The organism is Rhizobium sp. NLR16a (assembly GCF_017948245.1).
Lineage (GTDB): Bacteria > Pseudomonadota > Alphaproteobacteria > Rhizobiales > Rhizobiaceae > Rhizobium.
In genome coordinates this window covers 1,313,836-1,326,250 of sequence record NZ_CP072865.1, presented here as the reverse complement: position 1 = coordinate 1,326,250, position 12,415 = coordinate 1,313,836, and the positions used below count along the sequence as shown (strand labels likewise).

Sequence of the window (12,415 nt, the reverse complement as noted above, 5' to 3'; positions counted from 1 at the left end):
GATGGCCCGTTCAGCCCGGCAAAGCTGCCGGCCGATTACTTCCTCGCAGCCCTGTCGACCGAGCGACCGGCGTCCTGTGTGGCGTTGACGGCGTTCGCCGTATCTTTCCCCATGCCGCGGATCGTGTTGCCGCAGGAGGAAAGAGCAAGAAGAACCATGAAGGCTGCGGCAATTTTGGCCGTTGTCGTCATTTCGAATATCCTTGTTTGAAATCAACCCCGAACGGCACTCGTGCCATCCGCGCCGATAACGCACAAAGGAACAAAAGGTTCAGCGGGAGAAAGACGTCCTCAGGCGGCGACCGCCTTCGCTCTCTCGGCGAAAGCACTGCGGATGCTGTCGGCCACCGTCTCGATCGGTCCAGACATCTGCGAGGCGGTCAGCAGCCGGATATCGAAGGAGCCGAGCTCCGGCAGCCCTTCCTGCAGCCCGAGGATCGACATGTCCTCGCTGACATAGGAGAGCGGCAGCGGCGCGATGGCGAGATCGGAAAGCACGGCGGCGCGTTGCGCCATCGTGTGGCCGCTGAGATAGGCGACGCGATACGGCCGCTTGTTGCGTTCGAGCTGCGATAGCGCCTCCTGGCGCCAGATGCAGCCGTCCTCCCAGATCGAAATCGGCAGGGGATCGCGCCGATGCGCCGAACCGCACCTTGCGCCGGCCCAGACCAGCCGCTCGCGAAACACCACTTCGCCACCGGTCGGAAACGGCCGCGTCGCGCAGTTGATCAGCGCCAGGTCGAGCCGCTGCTCCTCCATGCGCTTCTTCAGCCCGACGCTCATGTCGATCGTCACGTCGACCATGATGCCGGGATAGCTTTCGGCAAAACTCTTGAGGATCCTCGGCAGCAGCCGCTCGCCGATATCTTCAGGCGCGCCGAGCCTGACGACACCGGTGAGCTCCGGCATGATGAAGCGCGACACCGCCTCGTTCGACAGGGCGAGGATGTTGCGGGCGTAGGAAAGCAGCATCTCGCCGTGGCGTGTCAGCGTCACCGAGCGGGCGTCGCGCAAAAACAGGGTCGCGCCGAGCTGTTCCTCGAGCTTCTTGATCTGCATCGACACTGCTGACGGCGTGCGGAACACCGCTTCGGCGGCAGTGGAAAAATTGCCCGTCTCGGCGATGGCGACGAAGGTACGCAGCACATCGTTGTCAAGCAAAGGAATGGGACGGCGAAAGGGAAGGCTCATCGTCGCATCTTTCAATTTTTCTGATCTTTAACCGCATATCATTTTGTTTGATTGAATGTCAATCGCTCCCCATAGTCAGCGTGTCGCCAACTAGCGCAGCAAAGGAGGCTCGACATGGCGCAATCAAGCACCTGGAATATCCTACAAGCCCTTTCAGCATTCAAGTCGCATCGGCGCAGGGATGCGAACCACGAACATGCGCTGCGGGAGTTGAAGCGATTTCCGTCGCACCTGCTGGCTGATTGCCAGCGTGAAATGGAATTGCCGCCCCTCAACTCGGTCGCTCGACCGAAGCGGGTTCTGAGGATCGTGGAATCGCGTGCATAATGCCGATCTCTGGATGGGATCAGGACACTCAGGTCTTCGGACGACATTGCCGTCGAACTCGGCAACACGGGCCCGGGCCGATGGCCTCACGGCGATCGGCTCATATCCCACCTATCAGCTTGAAAGCTATAATCCACATCGTCGCCGCGACGAGCGTCTCGAGCATCCGCCAGGAGGCTGGCCTGGAGAAGATTGGCCGCAGCCACATTGCGCCATATCCGAGCGCAAAGAAAAACAGGAAGGAGCCGGTCACGGCGCCTGCGGCAAACGAAGCCTGCTGCCCCGGATACCGCGTCGATATCGTACCGAGCAGCACCACCGTGTCGAGGTAGACATGCGGATTGAGCCAGGTCAGCGCGAGGCAGGTCGCAAGCGTACGGCAAAAGCCTGTCGTTTCGGCTTCCGCCGCTGTCAGCACAGCGGACGACCGTAAGGCGGAATAGAGGCTCTTGGCTCCGTACCAGGCCAGAAACGCGGCTCCCCCGTACCGCATGACCGGATCGAGCCAGGGCACGAAGCCGACGATCTGCTGGAGGCTGGTGACGCCGAGCATGATCAGTGCCGCGTCGGATAAGGCGCAGGTGAAGCAGACGGCGAAGACATGTTCATGGCGCAGGCCCTGGCGAAGGATGAAGGCGTTCTGCGCGCCGATCGCCACGATCAGGCTGAGCCCCATCATCAGGCCTGTAACATAAATCGAAAAATTCATCGTTTCAGCAACACGTCTCAGCTTCGATGAAGTTGCGGTATCGCCTGAAACTGGCTTAGTCTAATTAATCTGTCTTATCCCAATTAAGAGAAATTAATCCATGCTCGACTATCCCGCTCTTCGCGCCGTTGCAACCGTCGCCCAGACCGGCAGCTTCGAAAGGGCGGCGACCCTGTTGAACGTGACGCCTTCGGCGGTCTCGCAGCGGGTCAAGCAGCTCGAAGAACGCCTCGGCGTCATCCTGATCGCCAGAGGCACCCCCTGTACCGCAACCGAAAAGGGTGAATGGCTCTGTCGCCACATCGAGAATGTCGGCATGCTCGAGGCCGAGCTTTTCGGGCAGCTGCCGGCTCTTGTCGATCCCGACGAGCCACGCCAAAGGGTCACGCTTCAGATCGCGACCAACGCCGACAGCCTCGGCACATGGTTCGTGGAGGCCATGTCGAATTTCTCCAAAACCTCGTCCTATCTGTTGAATGTCGCCGTCGACGACCAGGATCACACCGCCGAATGGCTGCAGCGAGGACGGGTGATCGCAGCCGTCACCAGCCTGGAGAAGCCGATCCGGGGGTGCCGGCGTTTCGCGCTTGGAACTCTCCGTTACAACGCCACCGCGACACCCGATTTTGTCGCCCGCCACTTCCCGGACGGCGTGACGTCGGAGGCGATCCGAAACACTCCGGCCCTGACCTTCAACCAGAAGGACAGGCTTCAGAGCAACTGGGTAAGGCAGACTTTCGGCCAAGATCTGGACTACCCCACACATTGGCTGCCCTCGCCGCAAAGCTTCGTCGAGGCCACCCTTTCCGGCATGGGATGGGGAATGAATCCGACCCAGCTCACCCGCGAACATTTCGCATCAGGACGGCTGGTCGAGCTTGTTGCCGACACGCCGCTGGACGTCCCACTCTACTGGCAGATAAACCGCCTCGCCGCCGACCGCCTGGCGGAGTTGACGCGCGAAGTCGTCGCCGTGGCGAAGCGCTGTCTTTAATTCCGTCAGGCATGCCTCTTCTTCAGGCTCCACCGCGGCAGAGATACTCTTCGATTGGAGCGATCACACGTAGGCCGTGCGGCTGCCGAGGTTCGACGAAATTCTTCGTACCGATCCGCTCGCTTTGACGAGCTTCTCTAGGAGATGGCGATGATCTCCAGCTCCTGGCCGCTTGTCTCCATCACATCGCCGACAGCCCTCCCCATCAGCAGCTGCGCCACCGGAGAGACGTAGGAAATCGATCCGGCCTTGGGATCTGCTTCGTCTTCGCCGACGAGCCGATAGGTCTGCACGCGTCCGTCGTCGCGGCTGAAAGTGACCGTACTGCCGAAGGCAACCACGTCGGCTGACGTTGGGTCAGGCATGAGTTGGGCCGTGCGAAGTCTGGCCGATAAGTATCGTAGATCACGCAAAGGATTGGCAGCTTGGCGCCGCCGTTCGTTTACGTCTTCGATGGCGCTCGTCGCATCATAAGCCGCGCGCGCCTGCTGAAACTGCAGTTCGAGAGCCTTCAACCCGGCTTCCGTGACGAGGTTCGGATGCGGCGAAATTGCCCGGTCCGGCAACAGGGTTTCCGAAGCGGTTTCGAAACTCTCTTCCTTGGTGAAGGCAACAGCCAATCAATGACTCCATTTTAGACGCTACGCGCTCTTATGGTTAGTGTGGATGGTCCCAGTCCGGAACCATACACCGATGGCCGACAAACCGCCAATCTTGCCCTGTTGCAAACGTCTACGGCCCAGAGGCGCCCCGGGAACGTCCGGGCCGACACCGCGTTTATCTCAACCGGATGCACTGTAGCGCAGGAGGAACGAATGCCCGGCCAGCAGCGAAAGAGCGGCGATACAGTCAGGATCAGACCATGCCTTCATTCCTGACGGAAGCGATGCCGCTGACGCCAAGCTGGTGGGAGATCGCCTTGCGGATCATACTGACGGTGATCGCGGGCGGACTGATTGGCCTCGATCGCGAGCGCGGCGGTCACCCGGCGGGCTTCAGGACTACTATCCTGGTGGCTCTTGCCGCCTGCCTGGCGATGATCCAGGCAAACCTCCTTCTATCGACCTACGGAAAAACCTTTAGTTATTTCACGCAGATGGACGTCCTGCGCTTTCCCCTCGGCGTGCTGACGGGCGTCGGCTTCATCGGCGGCGGCGCGATTCTGAGACGTGGCGACACGATGACCGGCGTCACCACGGCCGCTACCATGTGGTTCATGACCGTCGTCGGTCTCTGCTTCGGCGGTGGCCAGATCCTGACCGGGACGGTGGCGACCGCCGCCGCCTTCATCGTCTTGTCGCCAATGAAGCAGCTGGATATGTGGCTGCGTTGCGAACAGAAGGCAACACTCGTCATTCACAGCTCCGAAGCCGACCTGCCGGAATTATCGGAGGTGCTTGGACCGCTAGGTTGCGTTGCGCTGTTCGTTTCTTTTGGACAGACCAGCGAGGGCCGCCCTGGCGTCACGTTCGAACTGCGATGGATGTCCAAAAACCGCGACGCCTCCGCCCGCGCGATTTTCGATGCTGTTTCAGAGTCCTATCATGTCGCAGGATTTTCCATGCATTCGACTTCGACGTAACGAACTCGCAGGCTGTCGCACGATCATTTGGAAACATGCTGGGGTTTGCCCTTTGTCTTGGTCGATGCGAATTCCTCGAGCTGTTTTTCGCTCATGCTTTTTTCCATCTGCTTCGAAGCACCCTTGAGTTCTTTCTTGGGCGTCTCTCCGCGTTTGGCTGAAAGTGCGGCTCCCGCCGCCTTCTGCTGGGCCTTGGATTTGGCTGGCATTTCAATCTCCTCTCGTCCAGACGAGGCATGCCGACATCAATGTTTCCTGAGTTCCTCAGACTTGTGAGCGGCGCACTTCCCGATTTATCGCTCTCGAACGATATATCGCGGGCTTTCCGCCGACGCCTTCACCATATGGCACTTGATCTTCGTCTGGCTGGTCTGTTTACTGATCACTCTGTCCTCGGCGCTTCCCTGGCTGGTATCCCAGCTCACTTTGTCGCCCTTCTGCAATTGTCGCGTCATGGCGGCTCCGTGGAGAGGAAGCTGCGACCTGAGCCGCAGCCTGCCACTCCTCAATTGATGGTTGCCCACTGGCTGCGGACATCTCTGGCGTTCTTCGACAGGTGGACATGGGCATCGACGTGATCGACCCAGTCAATCGGGATCAGATGGTGTTTGCCGTCCTCCGAGTCGGACTTCGTCAACTTGATGCGGGTCGGACCATCAAGATGATCCACCGTCCCGACGTGGGTGCCGTCAGCCGTCAGAACTTCCATATGTTCACGGATCTGGTCTGCGGAAATCATCATTTCCTCCTTTGCGTCACTGGCAGTTACCTGGTCGCAACGATGGGGAACGGAGTTGGTTCCAAGCCATGTCGCCGCATACCGAAGGTGCAGTTGAATGCTTCATCCCCCGTGACAACGAGTGCGGCGACCGGCGAGATAGCAAATCGCGCCGGGAAAATTCCAGTTGGCTGTGGTTCGGCATGTCAGCTCAGTTTGGCTCATTGGAGTGAGGGGCAAGGCTGAGCGCTGCGCTAACCGTTTTCCCGCGGCTACCTGGGGCACTCTTCATTACACGATCGACAATTGCTTCTCGGCCTTACCCCAGGAGGACGACGCCAAGATCCTGCGTCCCAAACATGGACAAAGACGCTCGGCGATGCCTACACCGAGCCGGCCACCGATGTCCGCGGTTACATCAGCGACGTGAAGGCGCAAGATTGGGCGCGTCCCCGCCCACGACCGCGGTCACAGCACAGGTTCATTGGACGAGAAGCACGATGCCGGTCGCGCTCAGCGCCACGGTCCAGAGGCGATCAAAGTTGATCCATGCCGAGCGGAGTGCCGCAAGGCCGAGCCATTCGAAGACGGCGATCGCCACCACCGCGACGACGGCCAGCATTGCCGCGCCATGTACGGCAACGGCGGCAAGCGCGATCGGCAGCGAACTCGCGGTCGCAAGATCTCCCGCTCGATCCGCCACGCATAGGCTGAGTACCGCGGGAACCAGCATCAAGCCCGCCCCGTGGCTCGTTGCCATCAGGAAGGACCAGAGGCCAAGGCCTGCCATGCCGGCGCGCATGCCGACCCTCACCCGGGGGCGGTGCCCGTAAAGCACGCCGTAGGCAGCGACGCTGAGAATGAGCAGTGCCGCGACGAGCCTGAAATGGTGCGGCTCTAATACCGCGCCGAATGTGACGACCACCACCAGTGTGAGAGCGGCGGAGATGGCATGACCCACGGCAATTGGAGCAAGCGACAACCAGACGATCCGGCGGCTCTGGCGGTGAAGCCCCAGGGCGACCGCAAAGAGCCAGCCCATCGCCGGATTAATGCCGTGAAAGGCGCCGAGACCGACAATCGAAAGCCATGGCCAGACGGTCGTCATTCGCCCTGAGAAGACCGCACTGTCGCCTCCTCCTCCCTATGGATAACAATAGGAATCGGACGAGCAGTCGCCGCCTTCGAGGCGGACCTGATGCGGGCGGTGGCCCTTCGGCCAGTCGACGAAAAAGTTCTCGTCGAAGGCGATGCCGCCACCATCGCCGACATCGAGTTTGACCATCCATCCGTCGATGCCGTCAGGGTAGAATTGCGGATCGATGGCGCCATAGAGCGAATTGGTGAAATAGATCCGCTTGCCGTCGCGGCTGATCTCCACCATCTGTGGCCCACCGTTCAGCGCTCCGTTTACAGCCTTCGGATGGGAGGTACGCGAAACGATCCCGCCGATCCGCACTCGGCCCGTTTCTTTCGGCGCGAAGGGATCGGAAACGTCATACTGGATCATATCGCCGGTGCCCCAACACGAGACGTAGAGAAAACGGTCGTCCATCGACAGGTCGATGTCAGTAACGAGCGGCGCCACGGCGCTGAACCCCTTGAGTACGGGAGGTAGCAAATCCGGGTCCGCCGGCTCCGCCGGAATCTCGATCACTTTCCTCACAGCCCACCGGTCTCCATCGCGATACCATGTCCAGATCGAGGCCGAGAGGTCCTTGAGGCTGATGACACAGCCGACAAAACCATAGGCCTTGGTCGGATCATGAGCCGGGCGCAGCTCGAAGACGAGCTGGTGCTCCTCGCCGAAATCGATCTCTTGCAGGTGCTTGCGCTTGTGCAGATCCCAGAAATGCAATCGGCGGCCATATTTCGAGCCGAGCAACACCTCGGGAACCAGCCCGTTCTCGAATGTATCCGGCGTGCCCCATTCGCTGGTGATCATCGTATCGTGACCGAGATGCCACCAGAAATCATAGGCAAGCTTCTGCGGCCCACGATCCATTTCCCACTGCCCGAGCACGTCGAAACTCTGGTGATCCAAGAGGAAGATGCCGCCTGGCGCCTTGCCGTCGCGATCGGCGAGCGCATTGATGTAAATCCCCTCGGGTCCGCAGTGGGTCGTGTGCAACCGGGAATAGTTCGCCTTTTCGGCAATCTCCGAAGGCTCGATCACGCGAATGATCTTCGGATTGCGCGGATCCGGCTTGGTGTCGATGATGTGCAGACGCGAGGACCGCAAGCCCGGCACCACCAGATACCGCCGCTCGACATGCGGATGCGGCGCATTGGGGCAAAGACAGGACGAGCAGGCATTCCAGCCGAAATGGTGAAGCTCGTCGCCAAGGTTCGGCATCTCGACCTGTCCGACAATCTGCGAATAGCTTGAAGACGCCGGGTCGACGTCGACGACGGCGATTGCATCCGGTCGCCTTCGCTCTGGGTCGAACGCTGCAACATAGGCGAGCGTTTCCTTTGGAGCCTTGGCCGCCATGCGCGGTGATGGATAGAAGGAAGGATCGGGTCGCCACGTCGCCATCTCCATTCTCCCTGCTGGTATTCCCCATGCGTGGATCCTGATGCAGGCTCTGTTGATGCGGCAAAAACGCGTCGGAAATACGGCCTATCGGCCTTATTTCTTCGATTGAACGCTTGAAGCGCCTTACCACCAAAATTGGATATACACGACGATCGTAGCGAGCGCACTCAGGCCCGAACCGATCGTGCCGCAGTCACAGCGTTCCCTCATACGCTGTATGGTGGGGAGAGCGCGCGACAGGGATTCGGACTGTTGCGAGCAATCCGCGCAAGGAAATGCTCGCAAGCTGATCTCATCGGCGAAACTATCCACCAGAGCGGCGATCTGCCGATAGCTCGAGCCGGCGCGCCTCGCCGAATTCGAGTAGAACGTTCAATGCGCCTGATCTAGCCATACCCTTGATCTCAGAGAGGGAGCGGTTGGGAGCCAGATAAGTCTCGACAATCCTCTCCATCACCAACTCGGCCGCGTCTACAACCGGGCGCGTGGAAAAGAGCCGCATCTGTGCGACTAACGCGTAACAGAAGACGAGATCGGAGACGTCGTCCTTCTGGTGGCTGATTGCGTCACCATAGAGCCGTGTGGCTTCAGCGATGAAATCGGAAAAAAGCTTTTCGCGCTTGGCCATCTCGGCGTCGCGATGCTTTTCCCTGGCCTGTGATCGCTGAGTCGTCCAAGTGGTAACAAAGGAGGTCAGGCTGCCGATCGCGACGCCTGCGAGCCCCATCAGAGCAGATAGGTATTCGCTCAAGAGTTTGTCCTCTCAAAGGAAGCTAGCACGGCTGTAACGACACCATGCCAAGCTATAGCAGCCGATCCTGCAAACCGGGCAGATGTCGGCATGTCGGGAGCGTGGCGAATTCTCTCTAGTCAGCGAGCGGAGGGCCCACCCACACGCCTGGCGGTATCGCCGGAATGTAATTTGCCAATCCGTTCAGCATCGCCTGCAAGACACTGTCGGTCAGTTCGCGTAACGCTTCGGCTGGCCCCACGAGACGGTCCACCAACAGGAGCGTCAGGCCATGCAACTGCGACCAGAACACCAGGATGGCACCGTCGAGTTTGCTTTCGTTTTTGGCGGTGTTCGGAATCTCGCACCCCAAGGCGCCGCCGCTCATCGCATCCACGATCAGGGCTTTCATCCTGTAGGCAGCGATCCTCTCTATCGCCGGACGGTCGCTATCCTGGCCCGTCAGGTAGCCGCCGAACATCAATCTGTAAAGCGCAGGATTATGAACGCCGCCACAGACGTAGGCGCCTGCCATGGCAGCGACGTGACGATCCTGGCCCACTCCATGGGAGGCTGGCTTGCAGCGGAGGCCCTGCGCGGTGTTGCCATGCGGGAGAAATCGATACCGTCCAAGGTCAGGAATGTCATCCTGGCATCCCCGGACATCGACATCGACGTGTTTCGCCGTCAGTTCACGGAAATGGGGCCGAAGAGGCCGCACTTTGCGATCCTGACATCGACGCGCGACAAGGCGCTGGAGGTGTCCGGCTGGCTGTCGGGTGGCGTCAACCGCGTCGGCGGCACCGATCTCAGACCCTATGCACCCCTTCTCGACCAACTCGGCGTTTCCGTGATCGACACGAGCGGCATCGCAACCAGCGATCCGCTCGGCCACAACGCTTTCGCCGACAGTCCCGAGATCGTGCGCATGCTCGGGCGGCGGCTGGCGGGGCAGAGCCTGGAGGGCGGAAAGGCAGGCGTTGCCGATGAGATCGGGATGACAGCGGCCAACTTCGCCGGCTCGGCAGCGCGCGTAGCCGTTGCGGCTCCGGTGGCCATCATCAGTCCGGAGGCACGCGATGCGCTGAAACGGGAGCTTTCCTCCGATGATGGAAAGATCGTCAACGGGCAGATCTCGTACTGAGCCTTCAGCGGGATTCTGCGATGAGGATCCGTCTGAAATCCCCTGTCCGGCAACTTACCGGCCGGACAGGGCTTCACTTCGAGACGATAGGATTCGAAGCCGTACGCCCAAAGGACTCGCAAATGGAAAGTCGCCTGATCCATCGATCGAGTCACGCGCAGAAGAGAGATCCCACATTGTCGAAGCTGCCACCACAGCGTGCCGGCGATACGGACCATTGAAAACGAACGTCACCGATATTGCCCGACTGATCGGAAAGTCGCCGGCAAGCGTGTACAAGGTCTTCCCTACTAAGGCTGCCGTACTGGACGCCGTGGCGGCGAGCTTCTTCGAGCAGCGTTTCTGCTTTACCCAGTCTGCTGAAAGCGGCCAAGCCAGTGCAGGAGCGTTTGAAAGAAACGATCTGGAACAGCACCGACTGGTGCTGCAGGCGCGGACAATGACGCTGCGGTCGAACGCGCACGAGCCATCATGGTGCAGTTGACGGTGTTCGGTTCCCGAGGCGGTGGTCGAAGCGTGAACACCTATGATGCCGGCAGCAACGGGAATTTCGACGACGAGCTGCCCCATCTCGACACTCGGCACTGATCACTCCGCCCTCGCATACAGAATTCAGCTCGCTGCATTGGCCTTCGCGGCACGGTCTTGCTCAACTGCCATTTCCAAAGGGAAAAAAGCTTGCCGTCTGTTGGAGAGACGCCAGCGGCATCCAGAGCCCACTTCCGCTCGCAGGGTTCAAAGTGCTTGGTACCGACAATAGAGGCCACGAGGTCCATTGTCGGGAGGCGCCGAGATCATTCAATATCGTTGATGCTATCCATAAGCTCTATTCGTTTGAATGATGAGTTCCCGACGCCCATATTAACAGCGTGGACATGGACGAACCTCCCATCGACGACCATGTCCCTGACCCAGGAAAGGAACTGGATAATGACCACGCTCACCTATCGGGGTGGTGGCAAGACCCTCACCTCCGGCGAAGGCCGCTTCGATCTGGGCCATTACGCCCACAAGCTCGTGCTTGCCTGGACGCGCTGGCGGACCGCCCGTGAAATCGAAGCCATGCCGTTTGACGTCCGCAAGGATATCGGCTGGCCGAGCACCGACGACAGCAAACACCGGACCATGTAATGAATGCGACATTCCTCCTGAGATGAGGGCGGCGTCTGCCTCGCGCAACGCCGCCTTTTTCCTGTCCGCTGTGCCGTTCCCAGCCGTTTTCAGCCCCGAATTTCAGTCGCGTATGAGCCTGTCTTCTGCCCCGATCGGCGATTTGACCGGTCAAATTCCGGTCAATGTCGCATATTTGCTCTTCCCGGCCGCATTTTTCCATGCCACTGTCGCTTTTAGGACATCGGCGCGACGCATTCCGCGCAACGAATATGTCATCGCCCCTCGAGCATGGATTTCGCTATGAACAGGATGCAGATCAAGAAGCGCTCACTGGTCTTCTTTATGGTACCGCAATTCACCATGCTGCCCTTTTCGGCAGCGGTGGACACCTTGCGCATCGCCAACCGCATGCTCGGCTATCAGGCCTATACCTGGCGGCTCGCCTCGGTCGACGGAGAGAAGGTCTATTCCTCGTGCGGCATCGGCATCGAGGCAAATTCCTCGCTCGCCGAGGAACGCCGGCATCTGGGCGGCGAAAACCGTCCCGGCATGGTGCTCGTCTGTTCCGGCATCGATATCGAGGAATTCAACAATAAATCCGTCAATGCCTGGCTGCGCGAATGCTACAATCGCGGCGTCGCCGTCGGCAGCCTCTGTACGGGCGCGCATGTGCTGGCTCAGGCCGGCCTCCTGAACGGCAAACGCTGCGCCATCCATTGGGAGAACCTGCCAGGCTTTTCCGAAGCCTTTCCGCAGGCGGAGGTCTATGCCGACCTCTACGAGGTCGACGGCAATCTCTATACCTGCGCCGGCGGCACCGCCTCGCTCGACATGATGCTAAACCTGATTGGCGAGGATTTCGGCGAAAGCCTCGTCAACCGCATCTGCGAGCAGCACCTGACCGACCGCGTGCGCAACCCGCACGACCGCCAGCGCCTGCCGCTGCGCGCCCGTCTTGGCGTGCAGAACGCCAAGGTTCTGTCGATCATCGAGCTGATGGAAGGCAATCTCGCCGAGCCGCTGTCGCTGATCGAGATCGCCGATGGCGCCGGCCTCTCCCGACGCCAGATCGAACGGCTGTTCCGCCAGGAGATGGGCCGTTCGCCGGCCCGCTACTATCTGGAAATTCGCCTTGACCGCGCGCGCCACCTGCTGGTTCAGTCCTCGATGCCCGTCGTCGAGGTCGCCGTCGCCTGCGGCTTCGTCTCGGCCTCGCATTTCTCCAAGTGTTATCGCGAACTCTACCACCGCTCACCGCAGCAGGAACGCGCCGAGCGCAAGATGACCATGGCGACGGCAAGACAGGCTGTTGCGGCTTGAGGCATCGGAAGGTCGCCGAGTGATAGGACCGTGTCGGCCCCTCATCCGC

17 protein-coding genes and 1 pseudogene are annotated in these 12,415 nt (G+C 60.2%); 7 read left to right on the top strand and 11 right to left on the bottom strand.

Translation table 11 applies throughout. The features are described from left to right. Positions 1–35: 35 nt before the first annotated feature. Positions 36–191: an entericidin A/B family lipoprotein gene (locus J7U39_RS06275; protein ID WP_011425752.1), complete on the bottom strand. Its 156-nt coding sequence runs from the start codon at positions 189–191 to the stop codon at positions 36–38. 99 nt (positions 192–290) lie between these two features. Further along, positions 291–1,190 (bottom strand): LysR family transcriptional regulator, encoded by a 900-nt coding sequence (locus J7U39_RS06270; protein ID WP_210630962.1) that lies wholly within the window; start codon positions 1,188–1,190, stop codon positions 291–293. 114 nt (positions 1,191–1,304) lie between these two features. Here J7U39_RS06270 and J7U39_RS06265 point away from each other — a divergent pair, with 114 nt between their 5' ends. Further along, positions 1,305–1,517, top strand: coding sequence for a hypothetical protein (locus J7U39_RS06265; RefSeq protein ID WP_210630961.1), 213 nt, complete (start codon positions 1,305–1,307; stop codon positions 1,515–1,517). Between the two features lie 100 nt (positions 1,518–1,617). On the opposite strand, the gene J7U39_RS06260 is transcribed toward J7U39_RS06265, so the two are convergent. Beyond that, positions 1,618–2,226, bottom strand: coding sequence for a LysE/ArgO family amino acid transporter (locus J7U39_RS06260; protein WP_210630960.1), 609 nt, complete (start codon positions 2,224–2,226; stop codon positions 1,618–1,620). Positions 2,227–2,326: 100 nt separating this feature from the next. Between J7U39_RS06260 and J7U39_RS06255 the strand changes: the two genes are divergently transcribed. Next, a complete protein-coding gene (locus J7U39_RS06255) occupies positions 2,327–3,220 on the top strand; it encodes a LysR family transcriptional regulator ArgP (protein WP_210630959.1) in 894 nt (297 codons plus the stop codon). Between the two features lie 137 nt (positions 3,221–3,357). Here J7U39_RS06255 and greA read toward each other — a convergent pair whose 3' ends face one another. Then, positions 3,358–3,840 (bottom strand): transcription elongation factor GreA, encoded by a 483-nt coding sequence (gene greA / locus J7U39_RS06250; protein ID WP_210630958.1) that lies wholly within the window; start codon positions 3,838–3,840, stop codon positions 3,358–3,360. 242 nt (positions 3,841–4,082) lie between these two features. On the opposite strand from greA, the gene J7U39_RS06245 reads away from it, so the two are divergent. Then, positions 4,083–4,802 (top strand): MgtC/SapB family protein, encoded by a 720-nt coding sequence (locus J7U39_RS06245; RefSeq protein WP_210630957.1) that lies wholly within the window; start codon positions 4,083–4,085, stop codon positions 4,800–4,802. A 23-nt stretch (positions 4,803–4,825) separates the two neighbouring features. Here the strand turns inward: J7U39_RS06245 and J7U39_RS06240 are convergent, their stop codons facing one another. From J7U39_RS06240 to J7U39_RS06210, 7 genes are all read right to left on the bottom strand, one after another. Then, complete coding sequence (locus J7U39_RS06240) at positions 4,826–5,011, bottom strand: DUF3008 family protein (protein WP_210630956.1); 186 nt, start codon at positions 5,009–5,011, stop codon at positions 4,826–4,828. An 84-nt stretch (positions 5,012–5,095) separates the two neighbouring features. Then, on the bottom strand, positions 5,096–5,257 hold the full coding sequence (locus J7U39_RS06235; RefSeq protein WP_210630955.1) for a DUF2945 domain-containing protein: 162 nt from the start codon (positions 5,255–5,257) through the stop codon (positions 5,096–5,098). 50 nt (positions 5,258–5,307) lie between these two features. Then, on the bottom strand, positions 5,308–5,541 hold the full coding sequence (locus tag J7U39_RS06230) for a DUF2171 domain-containing protein (RefSeq protein ID WP_210630954.1): 234 nt from the start codon (positions 5,539–5,541) through the stop codon (positions 5,308–5,310). Positions 5,542–6,001: 460 nt separating this feature from the next. Further along, the gene (locus J7U39_RS06225) at positions 6,002–6,628 is read right to left on the bottom strand and encodes a hypothetical protein (protein ID WP_210630953.1); all 627 of its coding nucleotides are present in this window, start codon (positions 6,626–6,628) and stop codon (positions 6,002–6,004) included. Between the two features lie 36 nt (positions 6,629–6,664). Continuing rightward, on the bottom strand, positions 6,665–8,059 hold the full coding sequence (locus tag J7U39_RS06220) for a selenium-binding family protein (protein ID WP_210630952.1): 1,395 nt from the start codon (positions 8,057–8,059) through the stop codon (positions 6,665–6,667). 304 nt (positions 8,060–8,363) lie between these two features. After that, positions 8,364–8,810, bottom strand: a complete 447-nt coding sequence (locus J7U39_RS06215; RefSeq protein WP_210630951.1) for a DUF1184 domain-containing protein — start codon at positions 8,808–8,810, stop codon at positions 8,364–8,366. A gap of 115 nt (positions 8,811–8,925) precedes the next feature. Next, entirely contained in the window at positions 8,926–9,324 is a 399-nt protein-coding gene (locus J7U39_RS06210; RefSeq protein WP_247241726.1) for a TetR-like C-terminal domain-containing protein, read from the bottom strand. A gap of 3 nt (positions 9,325–9,327) precedes the next feature. Here J7U39_RS06210 and J7U39_RS06205 point away from each other — a divergent pair. The 4 genes and pseudogenes from J7U39_RS06205 to J7U39_RS32245 form a co-directional block, all read left to right on the top strand. After that, a pseudogene (locus tag J7U39_RS06205) lies at positions 9,328–9,933 on the top strand (alpha/beta hydrolase); the annotation flags it as partial. Further along, on the top strand, positions 9,896–10,417 hold the full coding sequence (locus J7U39_RS06200; protein ID WP_210630950.1) for a TetR/AcrR family transcriptional regulator: 522 nt from the start codon (positions 9,896–9,898) through the stop codon (positions 10,415–10,417). The pseudogene J7U39_RS06205 and the gene J7U39_RS06200, both read left to right, overlap by 38 nt. A 446-nt stretch (positions 10,418–10,863) precedes the next feature. Beyond that, entirely contained in the window at positions 10,864–11,064 is a 201-nt protein-coding gene (locus J7U39_RS06195) for a hypothetical protein (protein ID WP_064803254.1), read from the top strand. A 282-nt stretch (positions 11,065–11,346) separates the two neighbouring features. Continuing rightward, a complete protein-coding gene (locus J7U39_RS32245; protein ID WP_041678677.1) occupies positions 11,347–12,366 on the top strand; it encodes a GlxA family transcriptional regulator in 1,020 nt (339 codons plus the stop codon). Positions 12,367–12,415 lie beyond the last annotated feature (49 nt).